Below are 19,173 nucleotides of genomic sequence, written 5' to 3' on the forward strand. Positions count from 1 at the left end.
CTTATTTTGCGTCACGGTTGGTATAGGTCACCGGGACCCACGCGTAGCCTTCCCGCTCACCTTTCGTCACATAGCCGATCCCGGGGAAAGGCAGATGCGGAGCCGCAATCAGATCTTTGTTTTTCACAAACTCAGCGAAAGCTGCGTTGCGCACCCGGGCGGCGCCGTCCTGATCCTCATCGTAAGCAATCGTCACGTTGGGCTGCGGGAACTGAACTGCGGCGACGTGGATGATGTCGCCGACAAAGGTAATTTTTTCAGCTTTGCTCTCCAGCGTGTAAAACGCGGAACCTGGGGTGTGGCCCGGGTGAACCGTACCGCTGATGCCCGGCAGAAGCTGTTCGGTGCCTGAGAAAGTCTTCACTTTTCCGGCATCCAGATAAGGCTTTAATGTCTTGTGCGCGACATCGAAGTAGTTCTGGTCATAGCCAGACTTTTTCTGGTTCTCGTCGTTAAAGAAGAAATCGATATCCGGTTTGCCGACATAGACCTGCGCGTGGGTAAACACGCGCTGACCGTCTTTGACCAGACCACCGGCGTGATCGGAGTGCGCATGGGTGATTAGAACATCGGTAATATCTTCGGGTTTGATGCCCTGGGTCGCCAGGCTTTCAATCAGCCGCCCGCCTTTGCCGGGGCCAAAGAGCTGACCGGAACCGGTATCCACCAGGATTTTGTGACCGGGCAAGGCGATATAAAACGCGTTAATCGATGCTTCCACCGGATTGGCCTGGAAGTTTTTGGCCAGTAACGCATCGGTATTTTCCGCCGTCGTCCGGCGCAGTAAGGCGTGCAGATCCTGCGGCACGCTGCCGTCCGTAAAGGCGGTGATAATCCTGTCGCCAACCTGAACGCTGTAGCCGCCAGCCTGCTGTTTCACCACATGCTGCGGAACGCTGGCCACCGCGTGGATCGCTGGAAAGAATAAAACTGAACCGGTCAACAGGGTTGATATCGCAAGTTTTTTCACAGTAAACATGATGGGCTCCTTAATAGTAAGTTCATCATAGTTCAACTGCGATTTTTGAGAACAGCAGGGGAGTGAATGTGACCTATCCATGAAATGGATAGGTCTGAGAGGATGCTTTACAGCACGCCGGTACCGCCGTCAGAGCACCACACTTGCCCGGAAGCGTATGAGCAGGAATCGGAGGCAAACAGCACATACAGCGGTGCGATTTCAACCGGCTGACCCGGTCTCCCCAGGGGCGTATCTTCCCCGAACTTCTGAACTTTAGACTGAGGCTGACCGCCGCTGGACTGAAGAGGCGTCCAGTATGGACCTGGCGCGACGGCATTCACCCGAATGCCACGCGGCCCAAGCTGCTGGGCCAGAGACTTGGTAAAGGCCACGTTACAGGCTTTGGTCTGCGCATAGTCCACCAGGATCGCGCTCGGTTTAAACGCCTGAACGGAAGTGGTGTTGATGATCACGGCACCTTCCTGCAAATGGCGCAGCGCAGCTTTGGTGATCCAGAAGGGGGCATAGACGTTGGTTTTAAACGTCGCGTCAAAATCTGCCGTGGTGAGATCGTCGATAGATTCACAGTACTGCTGGCGTCCGGCGTTATTCACCAGAATATCCAGGCCGCCCAGTTCGGCAACGGCTTTTTCCACCAGCGTGTCGCAGAAGGACTCCACGCGAATGTCGCCGGGAATGGCGACCGCTTTACGGCCTTCGGCCTGAATCAGCGCAATGACCGATGCCGCATCGGACTCCTCTTCCGGCAGATAGCCAATAGCGACATCTGCACCTTCACGGGCATAGGCGATGGCTACCGCGCGACCTATGCCGGAATCACCGCCGGTAATCAGCGCTTTTTTTCCTGCCAGTTTTCCTGACCCGATATAACTTGTTTCACCATGATCCGGTATTGGCTTCATTTCCGATGCCAGCCCGGGAGCCCTTTGCGGTTGTTCTGCAAACGGTGGACGAGGGTAATGCAGCGTGTGATTATTTCCTGTAGACATACCGGCCTCCTTAATAGTGAATTCCAAGATTAGTCGTTAATTAAACGTAAGCGGGCAAAATTGACAAATTCAGACAAATCTATATTCCAGTGGCGGATATAAAATATTTTCTCAAGCCAGCATGTAATACCAGAAAAGGGCGACCTCATCTTTTTCCGGCAGGGCGTTGTAAAGGTAACGATCGTAACCGCCCAGAATAAACCCATAGTGACGATAGAAAAGGCAGGCAGAAACATTAACGTTCTGCGTCTCCAGCCGTAAACCGGGCGCGTTGAGGCTTCGCGCCCAGACGTGGGTGGCAGACATCAGCTTGTGCGCCGCGCCCGTTCGGCGTTTCGAACGCTCCACGGCAATGTAATCCACCGAAATAAATTTATTCCAGTTGCAGGACGCGGTTATAAAACCGGCGATTTCACCGTCATCCGTTTCGGCGATAAGAAATATTGAATCGGGATTAACGCAATGATTTTCCAGCGTCTGGAGATCCAGTTCATAGGTTTTATGATAAGGATCGGTTAGCGCCTCGATATGCAAATCACCATTGAGAAAAGGCTCTCTGGCAATCTCATCGACCGTAAAAGAAAAATCACAACATTCAAGACGGGCGAGGTCGGTGCTTAATCCTTTTCGAATATGCATAGTATTCCTTAAGTGGGAGTTATAAATAGATAATAGACGAAGCGGCATACCCTGCTGGCATAACACTCTGTTCATCCTGGTCTAAGCTTGTATTTCGTTCCGCGTAAAATGTGGTCATTCGAGGACAATGAATGGAATTCAGAACATGTCGCAGGCACTGGGGTGCTGAGTTTATTTCCGATGACGTTGTACGTTTTCGCGTCTGGGCAGAAGGGCAGAAAGATCTCACGTTGCGTTTAACCGACACCGACATTCCGATGGCGGCGGTGGGCGACGGCTGGTTTCAGGTTGACGTGCCCGGCGTCAGACACGGTACGCCGTATCAGTTTGTTTTACAGGATGGAATGGCGGTGCCGGATCCGGCCTCGCGCGCGCAACAGGCTGACGTCAACGGCCCGTCGGTGGTAATCGACCCGCGTCACAACCTGCCCGCACAGCGGGAATGGCAAGGGCGGCCATGGGAAGAGACGGTGATCTACGAGATGCATATCGGCACCTTCACCGGGGAAGGAACCTTCAGGGCGGCCATCGATAAATTGCCTTATCTGGCCGAACTGGGTATTACGCAACTGGAAGTGATGCCCGTGTCCCAGTTCGGGGGCGCGCGCGGATGGGGGTATGATGGCGTACTGCTGTATGCCCCGCACTCAGCTTATGGCACACCGGATGATTTTCATGCCTTCATCGATGCCGCCCACGCGCTCGGGCTTTCCGTGGTGCTGGATATTGTACTCAACCACTTTGGCCCGGAAGGGAACTACCTGCCGTTGCTCTCACCGGCGTTTTTCCATCAGGATCGTATGACCCCGTGGGGCAACGGTATTGCCTATGAAGTTGGAGCCGTCCGGCAATACATCGCTGAGGCGCCGTTATTCTGGCTCTCGGAGTATCATCTTGACGGTCTGCGCTTCGACGCCATCGACCAGATCCATGACAACGCTGAGACCCATATTCTTCCCGAGATAGCGCAACGGATCCGCGACGCCTTTCCGGATCGGCATATCCATCTGACCACCGAAGACAGTCGCAACGTGATTTTCCTGCATCCGCGCGATGAGCATGGTCAGACGCCGCTTTTCACCGCCGAATGGAATGATGATTTTCACAACGCCGCGCATGTCTTCGCGACCGGGGAATCACACGCCTATTATCAGGATTTTGCCTTTGAGCCGGAGAAAAAGCTGGCGCGGGCGCTGGCAGAGGGCTTTGTCTACCAGGGGGAAATCTCGCTTCAGACCGGGAAATCGCGCGGGGTAGAGTGTCGCGAGCAACCACCGCAGTTTTTTGTCGATTTTATTCAGAATCACGACCAGGTCGGCAACCGTGCCCAGGGGGAGAGGCTTATCTCTCTGGCTGGGGCGGAGAAAACGCGCGTGCTGTTCGCGGCGCTGCTCCTGTCGCCACATATCCCGCTGCTGTTTATGGGTGAGGAGTATGGCGAAACGCATCCGTTCCTCTTTTTCACCGACTTCCACGGCGACCTGGCGAAAGCCGTGCGGGAGGGGCGCGCGAAAGAGTTTACCGGCCATGCCGGGCACGATGAAACCGTACCGGATCCCAATGACGTAAATACCTTTATGCGGTCGAAGCTTGACTGGAACAAGGCAGACACAGAGGAAGGCAGGGCGTGGCTGCACGTTACGCGCGAACTGATTGCGCTGCGTCAACGCTTTATCGTCCCGTTACTGAAACAGCGGGGCGCCGTGGAGGGTAACGTCCTGCAAACGGCGCTCGGCATGGTTGCCGTGAGCTGGCGTTTTCCGTCCGGTACGCTGTCGCTGGCGCTGAATATCGGCAAAAAGCCCCTCGCCTTACCGGACCTGCCCGGAAAAACGATCTTTAGCTGGCCGGAGGCAGTCGAAAACCTGCCGCCGAACAGTATTGTTGTTCGCTTTGCTGATGGAGAAGCAGCGCTATGATCCCTTCCTCTACTTACCGAATTCAGTTTCGCAACGGCATGACCTTCGATCGCGTGGTAGACCTGATTCCGTATATGAAAGACCTCGGAATTAGCCATCTTTACGCGTCGCCTGTTTTCACCGCAACCACGGATTCCACCCACGGCTATGACGTGACCGACCCCAACGAAATCGACCCGGCGATTGGCGGGCGGGAAGGGTTTGACCGCATGGCGGCAGCGCTGAAACAGGCGGGGATGGGGCTGATTCTGGATATCGTTCCTAACCATATGTCGACCTCGCTGGAAAACCGCTGGTGGCGCGATGTTATCGAGCATGGTCGGCAGAGCCGCTATGCGGCATATTTTGATATCGACTGGTCCCGACCCCTGACGTTGCCGTTTCTTGGCGACACCTTTGAAGCCGAGCTGGAGCGGGGGGCTATCACCCTGAAACGTGACAGTGTCACCGACAGCGCGGCGTTGGTTTACTATGATACCGCCTATCCGCTTAATCCCGGCACGTATGCCGAAGGCAAGAGTATCGCTGAGATCCACGAGGCGCAAAGCTGGCGGCTGATGTCCTGGCGGGAAGCGCCGAAACAGCTTTCATGGCGGCGCTTTTTTGAAATCACCGGGCTGGTCGGCGTGCGGGTAGAGGATGAGGCGGTATTCGCAGACACGCACCGCCTGATCCTTGAGCTTGTCCACGCCGGGGTTGTCGACGGCCTGCGCATTGACCATGTGGACGGGCTTGCCGATCCGCTGGGCTATTTGCAGCGACTGCGTGCGGCGACCGGACCGGATTGCTACATCACGGTAGAGAAGATCCTCGCCAAAGGGGAACAGCTTCCTCCGGAGTGGCCCATCTCAGGTACTACGGGCTATGAGTTTATCGCCTCCCTGGCGGAAGTGCTGGTGGATGATACCAACCTCTCGCGGCTGGAGACGCTCTACGACGAGACGCTGGGTATGACCGTTGACAGGCAGGCGGAACTTCGCAACGCCAAAGGCCTGATGACCGATCGTAATTTTGAAGGTGAATTTACCACGCTGCTCAAAATAGCCAGCGAGCTGGCCGGGCATAACGGTGCCGAAGTGGAGCATGAGGATATCCGCCATGCCCTGCGCGAGCTGCTTATCGCGTTTCCGGTGTATCGCACCTACGGCACCGCTGAGGGGCTGACGTCACCGGATGTGGCGCTGCTCAGCCGCGTGGTCGCCAGCGTCAACACCTCTGAACCCGCTCTGAGTCTGATTGTGCGTATTCTTTCCGGCGATCTGCCGGAACATGACCACGCGCTGGCCTCGCTTTTCCGCACCCGTTTTCAGCAGCTGACCGGGCCGCTGATGGCGAAATCGGTAGAGGATACGCTGTTCTTCCGCCATAACCTGGAGCTGGCCCTGAACGAAGTCGGCGCCGACCCGACGCCGCGCGCGTTTTCACTTTCCCGTTTTCATCAGGAGATGCGCATTCGACTTGCCCGCCAGCCCGATGCGCTGCTGGGAACTTCCACCCACGACACCAAACGCGGCGAGGATGCACGAGCTCGTCTGTATACGCTGACGGAAGCGCCAGATCTGTGGGGAGAAAATCTGGCGCGCTGGCGGCAGATGAACCAGACGCAGGTCCGATTCCTCAACGATGGCACCGCGCCGAACGCCGCCGACACCTGGATGATCTTCCAGGCGCTGGCGGGCGTCTGGCCAGCAACCCTGTCGCCTGAGGATCGTGATGGCCTTAAGTCACTGGAAGAGCGTTTCCTCGGCTTTATCGAGAAAGCCCTGCGCGAGGCCAAGCAGCGTACCGACTGGATCGACAGCAACGAAGGTTACGAGAGCGTGGTCCTGGACTACGTGCGCCATCTGCTTTCCCCGGATAACACCCTGTTCCTGCGTGATTTCAGTGCCGCACTCCAGCCGTTTATTCGGGCTGGGTTAATGAACAGCCTGAGCCAGACGGTGATCAAACTGACTGCGCCTGGCGTACCGGACATCTACCAGGGCAGCGAGGGGCTTAACTTCAGCCTCGTCGACCCGGATAACCGCCGCGAACCGGATTTCGCCGCACTGGCGGAAAACCTCAGCGTAGCGGATGGCACCGTTTTTAACGATGCGCAACGCTGGCGAGACGGCAGCGTGAAGCAGTACGTCACCACCACGCTGTTACGGCTTCGGCCACATTACCCCGCGCTTTTCCGCTACGGCGACTGGCTGCCGCTGAAGGTAACCGGCGAGCGGGAGGAGAATCTGATCGTTTATGCCCGCATCAAAGATGACGAGGCGCTGATCGTCGCCGTGCCGCGCCTGGTGTTTGACGTCACCGATAATGCGATGCTGTGGGCCAATACTACCGTGGCCATACCCCAGGCGCTGGCCGGGAAGCACTACCGGGATCTGTTTACCGGTGAGCGTCGCCTTCTGCCAGAGACGCTGGATTTAACGTCTGAAAAGGGATGTTTGTTGGTTCTGCTTACCTGCGAATAATCGAGGAGAACAAAAATGCCAAAGGATACAACGTTTGAAATTCGGGCCGGTCATGGCCAACAGTTGGGCGCAAATTATGACGGAAAAGGGGTGAACTTCGCCCTGTTTTCCGCCCACGCGGAGCGGGTGGAACTGTGTCTGTTTGATCCTTCGGGAAAAACAGAAATCGCCCGTCTGGAACTGCCGGAATATACCCATGAGGTCTGGCACGGCTATGTGCCGGACCTGAAACCGGGGGCGCTGTATGGCTACCGCGTTTACGGCCCCTACGATCCGGAGAACGGTCACCGCTTCAACCCCAATAAGCTGCTTATTGACCCCTATGCCCGTGAACTGGTAGGTGAAATTGAGTGGAACGATGCCCACTTCGGCTATGAGCTGGGACACGACGAGCTGGATCTCAGTTTTGACACGCGAGACAGCGCGCCGTTTACGCCCAAATGTAAGGTCATCGACCCCAATGCCGTTGACTGGCAGGACTCACGCCGGCCCGATATCCCGTGGCCGCATACCGTGGTCTATGAAAGCCACGTAAAAGGCTTTACCCAGCTTAACCCGGCTATTCCGCCTGAACTGCGCGGTACGTTTGAGGGGATGGGGCATAAAGCCTCGGTGGAGTACATCAAAAGCCTCGGCATTACCTCGGTCGAGCTGCTACCGGTTCACTGGTTCCCTGACGATCAGCACCTGCTCGATCGCGGCCTGAAAAACTTCTGGGGCTATAACTCGCTCGGTTTCTTTGCGCCAGCGTCCCGCTATTACGGCCCGGCGGGGATCCAGGGTTTCCGCGACATGGTGCGTGCTTATCATGACGCGGGCATCGAGGTGATCCTCGACGTGGTCTATAACCACACGGCGGAGGGCAACGAGCTGGGGCCAACCCTGTCGTTTAAGGGGATTGATAACTTCTGCTATTACCGCACCATGCCGGATCAGCATCGGTATTACATCAATGACACCGGCACCGGAAACACCGTAAACACCTCGCACCCGCGCGTGTTGCAGATGGTCATGGACTCCCTGCGTTACTGGGCGGAATCGATGCAGATTGACGGTTTCCGCTTTGACCTCGGAACCATTCTCGGACGCGAGCCGGAGGGATTCGACCCGCGCGGCGGCTTCTTTGATGCCGTGACCCAGGATCCGGTGCTGTCGAAGCTGAAGCTTATCGGTGAACCGTGGGATATCGGCCCAGGGGGGTATCAGGTGGGGGGCTTCCCGCCAGGCTGGGGCGAGTGGAACGACAAATACCGCGACACGGTACGTGAATACTGGAAGGGAGATAACGTTTCTAACGATTTTGCCGCCCGTCTGTTAGGGTCCGGTGATTTGTACGATCTGCGAGGACGTCGTCCGTGGGCCAGCGTCAATTTTATCACCGCGCATGACGGCTTTACGCTGAACGACCTGGTGTCCTACAACGAGAAGCATAACGCCGATAACGGGGAAGATAATAACGACGGACATAACGATAACCGGTCGTATAACTACGGTGAAGAAGGGCCGACGGAGAATCCGGATATTATCGCCACCCGCGAGCGGCAAAAGCGCAACTTCCTCACCACGCTCTTCTTCTCCCACGGCACGCCGATGCTGCTGGCAGGTGATGAGTTTGGCCGGACGCAAAAGGGCAATAATAACGGCTATTGCCAGGACAGCGAGATCTCCTGGATAAACTGGGAAGGACTCTCTGAAAACGACGAGAAGCTGCGCGACTTTACCCGTCGGTTGATTGCTCTGCGCGCTGAGCAGCCGCTGCTGCGCCGTGAAAACTGGCGCGACGGGCTTGAGATCCGCTGGTTTAACGCCGGTGGCGGACCGCAGCAGTCGGAACAGTGGGACGAGGGTTCCACCCTTGGTCTTGCCATCAGCCGTCCGGATCTTGAGCAGGAAGAGGGCATCTGGCACGACGTGCTGATGCTGTTTAACCCGTTTGAAGGCACGGTGCCATTCCAGATCCCGCAGTTTGGCGAAGGGGGCTGGGTGCTGGAGCTTTCGACGGCGGATGATGCCCCTACAGGGGAAATCATCACGGAATCCGTCGATTATGAACTGGCCGGGCGGAGCATAACGCTTTTCCGCCGTCCTTAAAGCGAGGCCGCCGCGCGTGCGGCAGTATCATACAGGGAGGAGATCGCGCGGAGTAATTGCGCGGTCTCGCCAATCGACGCGCCCGGAATGCCGCTTTCCGCATGAATGTTGATCAGGCAGGCTTCCCGTACCTCCCGGTACTTCATGCACAGCGCTTTGCCTTCCTCCGTCGTCGAGAAAAAGAGCTCTTTCCCCGCTTTTTCACTGGTGACGTAACCCGCCTTTACCAGTTTTTTCAGCGCATACGTCACCACGTGGGTATCTTCCACGTTCAGCACAAAGCAGATGTCGGCCAGCTTTTTCTTGCGGTTGCGGTGGTTTACGTGGTGCAGAAGCGAGACGTCGAAAGCGCCCATATCCGGTTCACCTGCTGCGGTCATGCAGCGCACCATCCATTTGTTAAACGCATTGCTGGTCATGATCAACGCGTATTCCAGCTCCGACAGTTCGGCACACCGCTCTGAGACGAGATGGCGGGAGGAGACGATACGCCCGTCCGCAATATCGTCGTGGTTTAACGCTGTTTTCGTTTTCTTTGTCGTCATACCGATCCTTTCTCCAGAATGTAAACCCGTCGATAAAATAAGAACATTTTATTGATAAATTGTTTACATGTTTTTGACGTTCAGATATAGCTTTTTAGTGCAGGTTCTGTGGAGCCTCACGCAACACACAACATCGCGCGCCGTAATGCACCGGCTTCGCTCTGCTGCGAAGTATAAAAAATAGCCGTCGGCGCGCAACGCTCACTTTGGATAGGGTAACGTTTATGGACAGTTCTACACTGTTGCCACTTATCGGGATTCCGGTGGTGGTTATTGGTTTTGCACTGCGTTTCAACCCGCTGCTGGTTGTCGTGGTGGCGGGGCTGGCAACGGGCCTGCTGGTTGGCATGGATTTCGGTATGCTGCTGGAAACCTTTGGCGAAAAGTTCGTGAATAGCCGATCGCTCGCCACTTTCATTCTGATCCTGCCGGTGATTGGCCTGCTGGAGTATTACGGGCTGAAAGAGCGCGCCCAGGCCTGGGTCGCGAAGATCGCCAGCGCCACCTCGGCGCGTATCCTGATGCTCTACTTTGTTGCCCGCGAAGGGACGGCTGCGCTGGGCCTGATGTCGCTTGGCGGCCACGCACAAACGGTGCGTCCTCTGCTGGCGCCGATGGCCGAAGGGGCGGCCCTGAATGAATACGGCGAACTGCCGCAGACTATCCGCGACAAAATCAAAGCCCATGCCGCCGCGTGTGACAATATCGCGGTTTTCTTTGGGGAAGATATCTTTATCGCCTTTGGCGCGGTACTGCTGATTGATGCGTTCCTGAAAGAGAACGGGATCGATGGGATCGAACCGCTGCATATCGGCCTGTGGGCCATTCCGACCGCTATTGCGGCACTGATCATCCATATGACGCGTCTGCTGCGCCTCGACGCCAGCATTCGTCGCGACGTGATGGCCTGGAGAGCAGAGCAGGGTACGCAGGAGATCGCACCATGATGACCTTTATCACCATTAACCGCGTGTACTACCTGATCGGCTTTGTCGTGATGCTGCTGGTTGTGATGACCCTTCGCGATCGCGCTAACCCGAAACGCTATACCACCGCGCTGTTCTGGTTTCTGTTTGGCGGGATCTTCCTGTTTGGCGATCTGATGGTGCAGGAGCTGGGTAAGTCGCTGGCGTATCGCATTATTGGCGGCGCCGTTATCGTGATTGCGCTACTGGCCGGTTTCGGGCTGGTCGGGAAGGGGCATTACAAAATGTCCACCGAGGAGGAGCGGGTTGCCTCATCACACCGGCTGAAAAACTGGCTATTCTTGCCCGCGCTGATGATCCCGGTGGTGACGGTCATCGGGACGCTGTTTCTGAAAGGCGTGTCGATTGGCGGTGTCTATCTGCTAGACCAGAAGCAGCTTACGCTGGCGGCGCTGTGCGTGGCCTGTGTGGCAGCTATCCTCACCGGCTGGTGGCTGACAAAAGGTACGCCGCTGCATGCGGTTCGTCAGTCGCGTCGGCTGGTCGATACCATTGGCTGGGCGGTGATCCTGCCGCAGATGCTCGCCATGCTCGGCGGGGTGTTTGTGGTGGCGAATACCGGCGAATCGGTACAAAAGGTGGTCAGCCTGTTTGTGAACCCGGACAGCCGCTTCATGCTGGTGGTCATTTATTGCGTGGGGATGGCGCTGTTTACCATGATTATGGGCAACGCCTTCGCTGCCTTCCCGGTGTTAAGCGCCGGTATCGCTCTGCCATTCCTGATTAACGTCCATCACGGTAACCCGGCACCATTGCTGGCTATCGGCATGTACGCAGGCTATTGCGGCACGCTGATGACCCCGATGGCCGCCAACTTCAACATCGTGCCCGCCGCGCTGCTGGAGCTAAAAGACAAATATCAGGTTATCAAGATCCAGATCCCGACCGCGTTAACCTTGCTGGTGGTGAACGTGTTCTTAATGTATTTCCTCGTGTTTCGCTAAGGAGCTGCAATGGAATTAACGCAACATCAGGCTGACGCCTTCGCCAGAATGCCGTTGACCTATTTACGTCAGGAATATCCGAACCACATTATGCATCTGCTCAACGATGACGGCGACGTTCTGCCGCCTCGCGAGCTGCACCCGATCTTTTACGGCTGTTTTGACTGGCACTCTGCGGTGCACGGCTACTGGCTGCTGCTGCGCTGCCTGCGTCTCTGGCCCGAACTGCCGTGTCGGGAAGAGATCATTACTCTCTTCGAAGAACACCTGACCGACGAGAAGGTGGCGAAGGAGCTGGCCTATTTTACCGCGCCGTTCCGCGCGTCGTTTGAGCGACCTTATGGCTACGGCTGGCTGCTGGCGCTGGCGCAGGAGCTGAAACAATCGTCACTGCCGCAGGCGGAGCGCTGGTACCAGACGCTGCAACCGTTAACGCGGGATATTCGCCAGCGGCTGGTGGATTACCTCAGCAAGCTTACCTATCCGATCCGCGTCGGGACGCACTACAACACGGCGTTTGCGCTCGCGCTGGGGCTGGATTATGCCCGGGCGGTGAACGATGACACGCTTGAGCGCGCCATCCTGGACGCGGCAACGCGGTTTTACCTCGCGGACACGCATTATCCTGCGCATTATGAGCCGGGTGGCGACGAGTATATCTCCGGAGCGCTGACCGAGGCCCTGCTGATGAGTAAGGTGGTGGAGGATTTCCCGGCCTGGTTCGATGCGTTTCTGCCTGAAGTGGGCGCCGTTTCTGCGCTCATGAACCCGGCTGAGGTGAGCGATCGCACCGACCCGAAAATCGCGCATCTGGACGGTCTCAACCTCAGCCGTGCCTGGTGTATGAAGCACATTGCCCGCGCCCTGCCGGAAAATCATCACGCCCGGAAGCCATTACGCGATGCCGTTGCGCGCCATCTCTCGGCAAGCGTGGAGCATGTTGTCGGCAGTCACTACAGCGGCGGGCACTGGCTGGCGAGTTTTGCGCTGCTGGCACTGGAGTAGCGCTTAGTTGTATATCAGACTAAATGTTGCCAGGCTGTCTGCCAGCCCCGCGGTGGCCTGGGTTTCGGTGCGCACATATTGTGCGTCGTAATCCAGGGAAAACGCGGTCTGCCGGGCAACGTTGGCAAAAGGTTCGACACCGGTGCTGTTGAGAGGAACGGTTGTGCCTCTGGCGGCACCGTAGTTATCGCCATACAGAATGCGGATCCCCACGCCGGTAGCGGCGCTCTCCTGTTGACTTAGCGCCAGCACATCGTGATTCTGCGCGTCTTTTTCAGTCGGACCAAAGAACCCGATCTTCACCGCTGCCGTTTGGGATGCGTCACAGACCAGAGGGATGATGAAGCGGTGTTTATCCCCATCCATTCCTTTGTTGAGATCGCTTACGCTACTTTGTCCCATATTGACGGTGATGTTGTTATCCGAGATATAACAGCTCGATTTATGCACTTTCAGGTCGGCGGCAGCGACTTCCACCGTCACGCCAGCTTCAGATATCACCGCGCCGTTAGCATCCTCCAGAATCAGCGTTCCTGCGCGAATTTGCCCGCTGTTCGGCTGTTCATAGACAATCTCCTGCGCGGTTTTATAAAACACGACGAAGAACTGGGTCGCCATTTGCGAGGGATCGTTTGTGCTGCAAATCGCAACGCTGTCATCCCCCGAGGCGATGTAATGCACGGGTTCGGCTGCACAGTGCGTGGTTTCGCGAATGCCCACCGCAAACCCGACGCCGGGAATATCTGGCACGTCATAAACGGAGGCCGGGGCGCCCGTACCGTTCGGCGCCACGCCGCTGACGGGCGCTACGGTTAAGGCGTTATTGGCCACAAAGCGCATCGTTACCGGGCCGGTTCCCTCAGGACAGTTATAAAACGAGCGGTTTTCCTGGCCCAGGATAGCGCCTGAAAGCATCGACCCCGGAGGGATCGAGGGGTTATCAGTGATCGAGTAGTTTTGAAAGTTAATGACCGCATCGCCCATGGTCGGCGGGCAGGTCTGAGACGCCCTTGCCGTAGCGTGAATCAGCAAAAAAGCGAGCATCAGGAGATTGATTAAACGGTTGATATTGTTCACAGATATCTCAGTAAGTTATTGGCACTGAAGCTTCAGAAGCGTGACCGGAGTGCGGCCAGCGGTATCCGGAAGGCGTAATGGGGCGCTACAGCGCATATCCTGGCCTTTCTGCCGCCAGCTGGCATGCAAGGTCCCGCGTAGCGGCACGCCGCTGAGATAGACCTGTCCTGCTTCGCCAACGATGCCGACGCTTGATTTCGCAGACGTCCCGTTCGAGACATACGCGCTGGCGCCAAATGGAAGCGGGCGCCCGTGTGCCGTAAGGGTGATGAGCGTTCTGATGCCCACGTGGGTATGGTAATTCGCCAGGACGACCGCGCCGCTGGTCGGCACAATCGTTCTGCTGTTCTGGTCCAGATCGACATTTTCTGCCAGCGTTTCGGTATCCAGCGAAATGGTGTTTTTGTGATACGCCGATAAGGTTGGCATCACGGCATAACCTCGGGAGTCGGTGTGAACATTGGTCGCCCCTTCAACCTGAACGTCCGACGCCTCGTCAGCGCGGATCAGCGCCAGGGTATCCCCAAGGCTTTGGCTCAACGTCACCCCATACTGTGTTGCCACAATGCCGCCTGCCGCGCCGTAGTTCACGCGGTTGCTATAGCGATCGTGGCTGTACCCGAGACTGGCGCTGCCATAACCGCCGTGATAAGCCAGCGCAAGGTTGCTGTTCGCGGTATTGGCCTGGTTGTCGAAGCCCTGCTGGAGGTTATAGTTCAGGCGATCGTGGGCCAGCGCCGTACCATACAGCGAAACCTGCCGGGTAGTATGGCCATCAAGGTTATTGTTGAGGCTGTAGCTGGTTGTTGCGCCGGGTAACCAGCGGCTGAGTGGGACGCTGATGCTAAGGTTTATCGCCCGTTCGTTGTCGCTATCATCAGCGCTTGAGCGGGTGAGATAATACCCAACACTCAACGACACCCCTTTGTAGTTAGCGTAATAGCCAAGATGGACGGTTTGATCGACCGCCGAGGCGTTCCAGTAATCCTGACGGTAAAAGGATGCGCTGATATTGCCCAGCGCACCGAGATCCTGCGTCAAACTGAACTGTGTGCGGTTACGCCGGTTATGCACGTGCTGGTCTGGGTCGCTGTCATCATTTGCTTCACTGAAACTGTAAAAGTCATGCGTCGTGTAATGGCTGGTCGAAAGGGTGAGCGACGTGTTCGTTTCAGCGAGATTTTTTTGGTACTGAGCGCGTATTTGCTGCCCGAGGGCCAGCCTGTCATCACTGAGGTGTGCTTTCGCCGCAACGGTGTCCACACCCAGTGCCCCAAACCGGCCAAAATCTTTACCTAATCCCAGCGCGAGAGCCTGATAGTGGCCGGAAAGCTCCGCTCCGCCGTACAGCGTCAGGCTTGAAGACAATCCGTAAAAGGCGGAGGCCTGAACAAACGGCGGGGTGTCGCCCTCGGCGTCAGGGCTGTTATACCGTCCGGCGCTGGCGCTGAATTTCAGTCGTTTCTCCCGTAGCATAAAGGCCACCGAGGAGTAGGGTTGGGTGAACGTGCGTTCGCTGCCGTCACTTTCATGGACCGTGATCTCAAGATCGCCGCTTTGCGAAGTGGGGAAGAGATCGCTAATGACAAATGCGCCAGGCGCAACATAGGTTTCATAGATGGTGTAACCGTGCTGGCGAACGCTGACGCGGGCATTGCTGTGAGCGACCCCGCGGATCGTGGGCGCGAAACCGCGCTGGCTGTCCGGCAGCATATTCTCATCCGAGGCAAGCTGAAGCCCCGTAAACTGAAAACTGTCAAAAACCTCGCCAGACGTGTAGGCATTCCCTATTGTTAACGCGCTCTTCAGCGGCGTAATGGCCCGCTGGAGTGATGTTCCCTGAGACTGCCAGTGATGGGTATTACCATATTCAAACGTGGCGTAATTGCGTAAACGCCACGCCCCCAGGTTGATACCGGATCGCAGGCTCAGATAGCTGCTGTTGTCATGAATATTGTCGATGTTGGTTGTCGAGCCCGTAAGATTGTAATCAACAAAAGCAGCGGGGATGCCGTCGTCCCACTGTTCGGGAGGAATATAATCGGCACTTTTTTGCAACATGGCTGCCTGCGGAATGCTGAAAACCAGCCGATGATGGGTGAAGTCAAAATGCGTCGACGCATCGGGAATATATTTGCCGATGTCCGTAAATGTCTCCTCGTCATGCAGCGCATCGAACGAAGAGAAGGCCGCGATGTTTACCCCAAGTCTCTTGAGGTACGCCAGGTTGAGGACCGGTGAGAGCGTTCCCCCGGTATCGACAAATGCAATTTCGCGCTCATCCCGCTGCGTCTGGTTAACAACAACCGCGACACGATAACGTCCCGGCTGCTGACCTCCTTGTCGGGAAAAATAGCTTAAGTCGCTAGCCTGCTGCTGATCTGCGGTGATCTCCAGCGCCTGAGGATCGAAGTACTCATCGGCCTGTGCCCGGCGCACATGAATGCCAGACGTGACCGCACCCGCAAGCATCGCGAGCGTATAAATGCGGGGTAAATTGCGTGGGCCGAGAGAATGCATGTGCGGTCGTTGGCTACATTCGCCAAAGGCGTGTTGTCACAGCGTCAGGATTGCGTGGCGACTCTCGTCAGCCCGCCGTAATCGTTGATCGCCTGCCAGCGAATGGTCCCCGAGCAGGGAATGTGCCATTGACGATCGGAGAAGGGGTCAATCATTCCCGGCATTTCAACGTCGGTGTTCCCAACGCTGACCTTGTAAAACGATACAAACCAGGGCGAGGGGTTGTGTGCGCTAAGCGTATTATTACGACAGGTAAATTTTAATTTTTTGTAGGCAAGTTCGGCATTGCCTTTCAACCCTGCGGGACGGAAAAATAACTTGAATTTTGACTTCACGTTAATCTGCAATTTGTTGCTGTTTGCTTTTTTGCTCGGGGCAATATTTTTGATGTTAAGCCAAAAAACAGATTCCCGGTCAGTGGGTAATGGCGTTCCAAGATAATTGATGCGCAGCGAGTTTTTCTGTTCCGCATCTAAACGAAATAACGTAGGCGTCACGATAAAGGGCGGAGCGGTTTTATTCTTACTGTCAATATTTTCAATCCACGACTGAATAAGATAAGGGGTTTCTTTTTCCATATTGGTAATGGAAAATGCCACTTCTCTTTGCCCCTCAAGGTAAACAACACGCGTACCGCCCATCACAACCCCCGCGTGTGCTGACAGACTCATGCCGAGCGAATAAAAGAACAGGGCCGCGGTGAGTTTCTTCATTTTCAGATCCCCGTAGAGGAAAAAGATAAGCAGAGAAAGCTCTGCTTATCATCAGTCGATCAGTTATAAACCATCAGGAAATTGGCATCTGCGTCGGCTTCTCCGGTGCTGACGACATCAGTGGTGGCATTATAATTGGCGTAGAAATTGAGTGTTTTTGAATCTTCCCCTTCGGCAAGGTCGATACTCTGAGAAATATCACCAATTTTAATCTGCGTGTTACGGTCGCTTTCATAGAGTTTAACGGCAACGCCAGTCGCCGTATTGCCATCGCTGTCCACGGAGGAATTTAAACCCAGCAGGGTATTATCATTCGCATCTTTGTTACCATCAAACAACACGGCAACGGTTTTAACGGAATCCGGGCAACCTTCAACTGAGATCTGGAAAGGCGTGCGCGTGGTCTCTTTTTGGGTGGCAAAGTAGCTTGCAGCCCAGGTGCCTAATTCAACGGTTTGCCCTGCTGAGTCGGTGGTGATATTACAGGATGCATCGGTAATCTTACCGGTAAAATGGACTACGCCGCCCGTGCCCTGAGTCCCCGCATCGTTCTCTGGGTTGGTATTAATATTATTGTCGCTGTCACCAGAAGGAAGGCCCGCCAGCGCACTGCCACTTGCCATCATCAGGCCACAAAGGGTTAATGCGATCATGTTTTTTTTGTTGATCATGCCTATTGTTCTCATTCGCTCAAATATGTCAGTCTGGATATGCTGCTAGCAACACTGCCGGTGGCGTTATTGCTCAGAAAAAACAGCGCGAATGCTAACAAAATGCCAATCCAGGCCATAACAAAAGGTTGTCTAAAATTAAATTACTTTATTTTACGAAACTCCGTAACTTTCTTGTAACCTTACTTCAGGTTTGCTGATGTCGTTTATTGATGTTGCGAATCTAATTCCTGCCTGAGGGTTTATATTTGCCTTGTCACAAACGGTGCATTATTCATTGTGAGCTCAGTGGAGCTACTTTGTTATTGTCTCGTCCTGGCAGGAATAAAAATGAAGATATTTATTATTTCTATTGGGATATCAACGAATGAAACTGACTAAAATTGGTGCGACGCTTATTCTGACTTTCTGTGGCGCGAGCGCGGCGACGGCTTCTAACACTATCACATTTAATGGAACGGTGCTCGATCAGGGTTGTGATATTGCCGTTGATGGCGGCACGGCAAATGCGACCGTTGATCTGGGCTCAACGGCGGCAACCGACCTCGCTACAAAAGGCGACCTTGGCGCGCCAAAACAGTTTGTGTTCGACCTGAATAACTGCCCAACCAGCACGACTGCAAATATTGTCTTCTCAGGCCCTGTTGATGCTGTTGCAGCCGATCCATCCTATTTTGCAAACACTGCTACGCTGGGTGCGGCAACCAACGTGGCCGTTCAGCTCAAGCAGGGCGGCTCAAATGGTACCATCGTCAAAAATAATGCAGATAACGAACCTATTACTTTCACCGATGGCACAGCGAGTCAAACCTATACCGCGCAGATGATTGCCACCGGGCAGGCCGTTGCCGGCGATGTTAACGCTGTTATTACCTACAACGTCCGTTATAACTGATTCCGCAGGAGGGGAAACCCTCCTTTTTAGTTTGTGAGTGCATTATGAAACCCATCGCCGCTGTTATTTTTTGCGTGGCCAGCGCCGCCAGCCTGAACGCGTCCGCCAGTATTGTTACCGGGAGTACGCGGGTTATTTTTGATGGCTCCCGCCAGGCCGCCTCTTTGTCCGTTGAAAACTCTGACAAGGTTACCAACCTGGTACAGTCGTGGATTAGCCCGGCTAAAGGCAGCCCGTTAAAAAAAGAAAATATGATTATTACGCCACCGCTATTCCGTCTGGAAGCCGGGAAAAAAGCGTCAATTCGTATTGTGCGTTCAGGTTTACCTGTTCCGGAAGATCGTGAATCGCTGTTATGGCTGAACGTGAAAGGGATCCCCGCTACCGACGGTAGTGAAGGTAAAAATACGATGCAAATTGCCATCAACTCAAAGATTAAGCTGATCTACCGTCCGGCAGCATTAAAGGGGCAGACGCCAGAATCCAGTGCGGAAAAGCTTAAGTGGAACCTGACCGCGAAGGGTTTACAGGTCAATAACCCGACACCTTTTTATATGAACTTCTCACGAATTGAAATTAATCACCAGGCGTTAAGCGGACAGTATTTTGTCGCGCCATTCTCCACGTTGAGTATTTCTGAAGGTGTTATGTCACCTCACGGCAAAGTAACCTGGTCGCTTATTAATGATTATGGCGTGAAAGGCCCGGACAAAGTCACCTCATATTAATCGA

At 55.2% G+C, this 19,173-nt stretch carries 16 protein-coding genes; 8 read left to right on the forward strand and 8 right to left on the reverse strand.

Annotation, left to right across the window (positions count from 1 at the left end; all coding sequences use genetic code 11):
- Position 1 precedes the first annotated feature (1 nt).
- The 3 genes from INF86_RS20390 to INF86_RS20400 form a co-directional block, all read right to left on the reverse strand.
- Positions 2 to 979, reverse strand: coding sequence for an MBL fold metallo-hydrolase (locus INF86_RS20390; RefSeq protein WP_193543875.1), 978 nt, complete (start codon positions 977 to 979; stop codon positions 2 to 4).
- 107 nt (positions 980 to 1,086) lie between these two features.
- Complete coding sequence (locus INF86_RS20395) at positions 1,087 to 1,971, reverse strand: SDR family oxidoreductase (RefSeq protein ID WP_022648162.1); 885 nt, start codon at positions 1,969 to 1,971, stop codon at positions 1,087 to 1,089.
- 111 nt (positions 1,972 to 2,082) lie between these two features.
- Positions 2,083 to 2,610, reverse strand: a complete 528-nt coding sequence (locus tag INF86_RS20400; RefSeq protein WP_022648161.1) for a GNAT family N-acetyltransferase — start codon at positions 2,608 to 2,610, stop codon at positions 2,083 to 2,085.
- A gap of 131 nt (positions 2,611 to 2,741) precedes the next feature.
- Here INF86_RS20400 and treZ point away from each other — a divergent pair, with 131 nt between their 5' ends.
- Genes treZ through glgX form a run of 3 tightly spaced genes read left to right on the forward strand, consistent with a single transcriptional unit; the run spans position 2,742 to position 9,085 of the window.
- The gene (gene treZ, locus INF86_RS20405; protein WP_193543876.1) at positions 2,742 to 4,529 is read left to right on the forward strand and encodes a malto-oligosyltrehalose trehalohydrolase; all 1,788 of its coding nucleotides are present in this window, start codon (positions 2,742 to 2,744) and stop codon (positions 4,527 to 4,529) included.
- A complete protein-coding gene (gene treY, locus INF86_RS20410; protein ID WP_063152202.1) occupies positions 4,526 to 6,994 on the forward strand; it encodes a malto-oligosyltrehalose synthase in 2,469 nt (822 codons plus the stop codon). Before treZ ends, treY begins: the two co-directional genes overlap by 4 nt.
- Positions 6,995 to 7,009: 15 nt before the next feature.
- On the forward strand, positions 7,010 to 9,085 hold the full coding sequence (gene glgX / locus INF86_RS20415) for a glycogen debranching protein GlgX (protein WP_022648158.1): 2,076 nt from the start codon (positions 7,010 to 7,012) through the stop codon (positions 9,083 to 9,085).
- Here glgX and INF86_RS20420 read toward each other — a convergent pair.
- Complete coding sequence (locus INF86_RS20420; protein WP_022648157.1) at positions 9,082 to 9,630, reverse strand: winged helix DNA-binding protein; 549 nt, start codon at positions 9,628 to 9,630, stop codon at positions 9,082 to 9,084. The two genes, glgX and INF86_RS20420, sit on opposite strands and share 4 nt — an antisense overlap.
- A gap of 224 nt (positions 9,631 to 9,854) precedes the next feature.
- Here INF86_RS20420 and INF86_RS20425 point away from each other — a divergent pair, with 224 nt between their 5' ends.
- From INF86_RS20425 to INF86_RS20435, 3 genes are read left to right on the forward strand one after another with little or no spacing between them, the layout of a single operon-like run.
- Positions 9,855 to 10,577, forward strand: a complete 723-nt coding sequence (locus tag INF86_RS20425; RefSeq protein WP_023300140.1) for a DUF969 domain-containing protein — start codon at positions 9,855 to 9,857, stop codon at positions 10,575 to 10,577.
- Entirely contained in the window at positions 10,574 to 11,560 is a 987-nt protein-coding gene (locus INF86_RS20430; protein ID WP_038416071.1) for a DUF979 domain-containing protein, read from the forward strand. The genes INF86_RS20425 and INF86_RS20430 overlap by 4 nt, the downstream gene beginning before the upstream one ends.
- 9 nt (positions 11,561 to 11,569) lie before the next feature.
- Entirely contained in the window at positions 11,570 to 12,565 is a 996-nt protein-coding gene (locus INF86_RS20435) for a DUF2891 domain-containing protein (RefSeq protein WP_063149941.1), read from the forward strand.
- 3 nt (positions 12,566 to 12,568) lie between these two features.
- Here the strand turns inward: INF86_RS20435 and INF86_RS22665 are convergent, their stop codons facing one another.
- The 4 genes from INF86_RS22665 to INF86_RS20455 are packed head-to-tail and all read right to left on the reverse strand — an operon-like array spanning position 12,569 to position 17,546.
- On the reverse strand, positions 12,569 to 13,642 hold the full coding sequence (locus INF86_RS22665) for a fimbrial protein (protein WP_193543877.1): 1,074 nt from the start codon (positions 13,640 to 13,642) through the stop codon (positions 12,569 to 12,571).
- A gap of 15 nt (positions 13,643 to 13,657) precedes the next feature.
- Positions 13,658 to 16,162, reverse strand: coding sequence for a fimbria/pilus outer membrane usher protein (locus INF86_RS20445; RefSeq protein WP_227414837.1), 2,505 nt, complete (start codon positions 16,160 to 16,162; stop codon positions 13,658 to 13,660).
- A gap of 44 nt (positions 16,163 to 16,206) precedes the next feature.
- Entirely contained in the window at positions 16,207 to 16,875 is a 669-nt protein-coding gene (locus tag INF86_RS20450) for a molecular chaperone (RefSeq protein WP_023300135.1), read from the reverse strand.
- 59 nt (positions 16,876 to 16,934) lie between these two features.
- Positions 16,935 to 17,546, reverse strand: coding sequence for a fimbrial protein (locus INF86_RS20455; protein ID WP_022648150.1), 612 nt, complete (start codon positions 17,544 to 17,546; stop codon positions 16,935 to 16,937).
- Between the two features lie 367 nt (positions 17,547 to 17,913).
- Here INF86_RS20455 and INF86_RS20460 point away from each other — a divergent pair, with 367 nt between their 5' ends.
- Positions 17,914 to 18,441 carry a fimbrial protein gene (locus INF86_RS20460; RefSeq protein WP_063137756.1) on the forward strand — a complete coding sequence of 176 codons (528 nt, stop codon included), beginning with the start codon at positions 17,914 to 17,916 and terminating at the stop codon, positions 18,439 to 18,441.
- Between the two features lie 44 nt (positions 18,442 to 18,485).
- The gene (locus INF86_RS20465) at positions 18,486 to 19,169 is read left to right on the forward strand and encodes a fimbria/pilus periplasmic chaperone (RefSeq protein ID WP_038416069.1); all 684 of its coding nucleotides are present in this window, start codon (positions 18,486 to 18,488) and stop codon (positions 19,167 to 19,169) included.
- The last annotated feature ends 4 nt before the right edge of the window (positions 19,170 to 19,173 follow it).

It is taken from the genome of Enterobacter cloacae complex sp. I1M (assembly GCF_014982425.1).
In the GTDB taxonomy this organism is placed as follows: Bacteria; Pseudomonadota; Gammaproteobacteria; order Enterobacterales; family Enterobacteriaceae; genus Enterobacter; species Enterobacter intestinihominis.

Excerpts from the sequence above, each read along its gene's own strand:
- INF86_RS20425 (WP_023300140.1), top strand. The coding sequence starts at position 9,855 with ATGGACAGTTCTACACTGTTGCCACTTATCGGGATTCCGGTGGTGGTT.
- treZ (WP_193543876.1), top strand. The coding sequence starts at position 2,742 with ATGGAATTCAGAACATGTCGCAGGCACTGGGGTGCTGAGTTTATTTCC.
- INF86_RS20395 (WP_022648162.1), bottom strand. The coding sequence starts at position 1,971 with ATGTCTACAGGAAATAATCACACGCTGCATTACCCTCGTCCACCGTTT.
- INF86_RS20455 (WP_022648150.1), bottom strand. The coding sequence starts at position 17,546 with ATGATCAACAAAAAAAACATGATCGCATTAACCCTTTGTGGCCTGATG.
- INF86_RS20450 (WP_023300135.1), bottom strand. The coding sequence starts at position 16,875 with ATGAAGAAACTCACCGCGGCCCTGTTCTTTTATTCGCTCGGCATGAGT.
- INF86_RS20400 (WP_022648161.1), bottom strand. The coding sequence starts at position 2,610 with ATGCATATTCGAAAAGGATTAAGCACCGACCTCGCCCGTCTTGAATGT.
- INF86_RS20460 (WP_063137756.1), top strand. The coding sequence starts at position 17,914 with ATGAAACTGACTAAAATTGGTGCGACGCTTATTCTGACTTTCTGTGGC.
- glgX (WP_022648158.1), top strand. The coding sequence starts at position 7,010 with ATGCCAAAGGATACAACGTTTGAAATTCGGGCCGGTCATGGCCAACAG.
- INF86_RS20435 (WP_063149941.1), top strand. The coding sequence starts at position 11,570 with ATGGAATTAACGCAACATCAGGCTGACGCCTTCGCCAGAATGCCGTTG.
- INF86_RS20445 (WP_227414837.1), bottom strand. The coding sequence starts at position 16,162 with ATGCATTCTCTCGGCCCACGCAATTTACCCCGCATTTATACGCTCGCG.
- INF86_RS20390 (WP_193543875.1), bottom strand. The coding sequence starts at position 979 with ATGTTTACTGTGAAAAAACTTGCGATATCAACCCTGTTGACCGGTTCA.
- INF86_RS20430 (WP_038416071.1), top strand. The coding sequence starts at position 10,574 with ATGATGACCTTTATCACCATTAACCGCGTGTACTACCTGATCGGCTTT.
- INF86_RS20465 (WP_038416069.1), top strand. The coding sequence starts at position 18,486 with ATGAAACCCATCGCCGCTGTTATTTTTTGCGTGGCCAGCGCCGCCAGC.
- INF86_RS20420 (WP_022648157.1), bottom strand. The coding sequence starts at position 9,630 with ATGACGACAAAGAAAACGAAAACAGCGTTAAACCACGACGATATTGCG.
- treY (WP_063152202.1), top strand. The coding sequence starts at position 4,526 with ATGATCCCTTCCTCTACTTACCGAATTCAGTTTCGCAACGGCATGACC.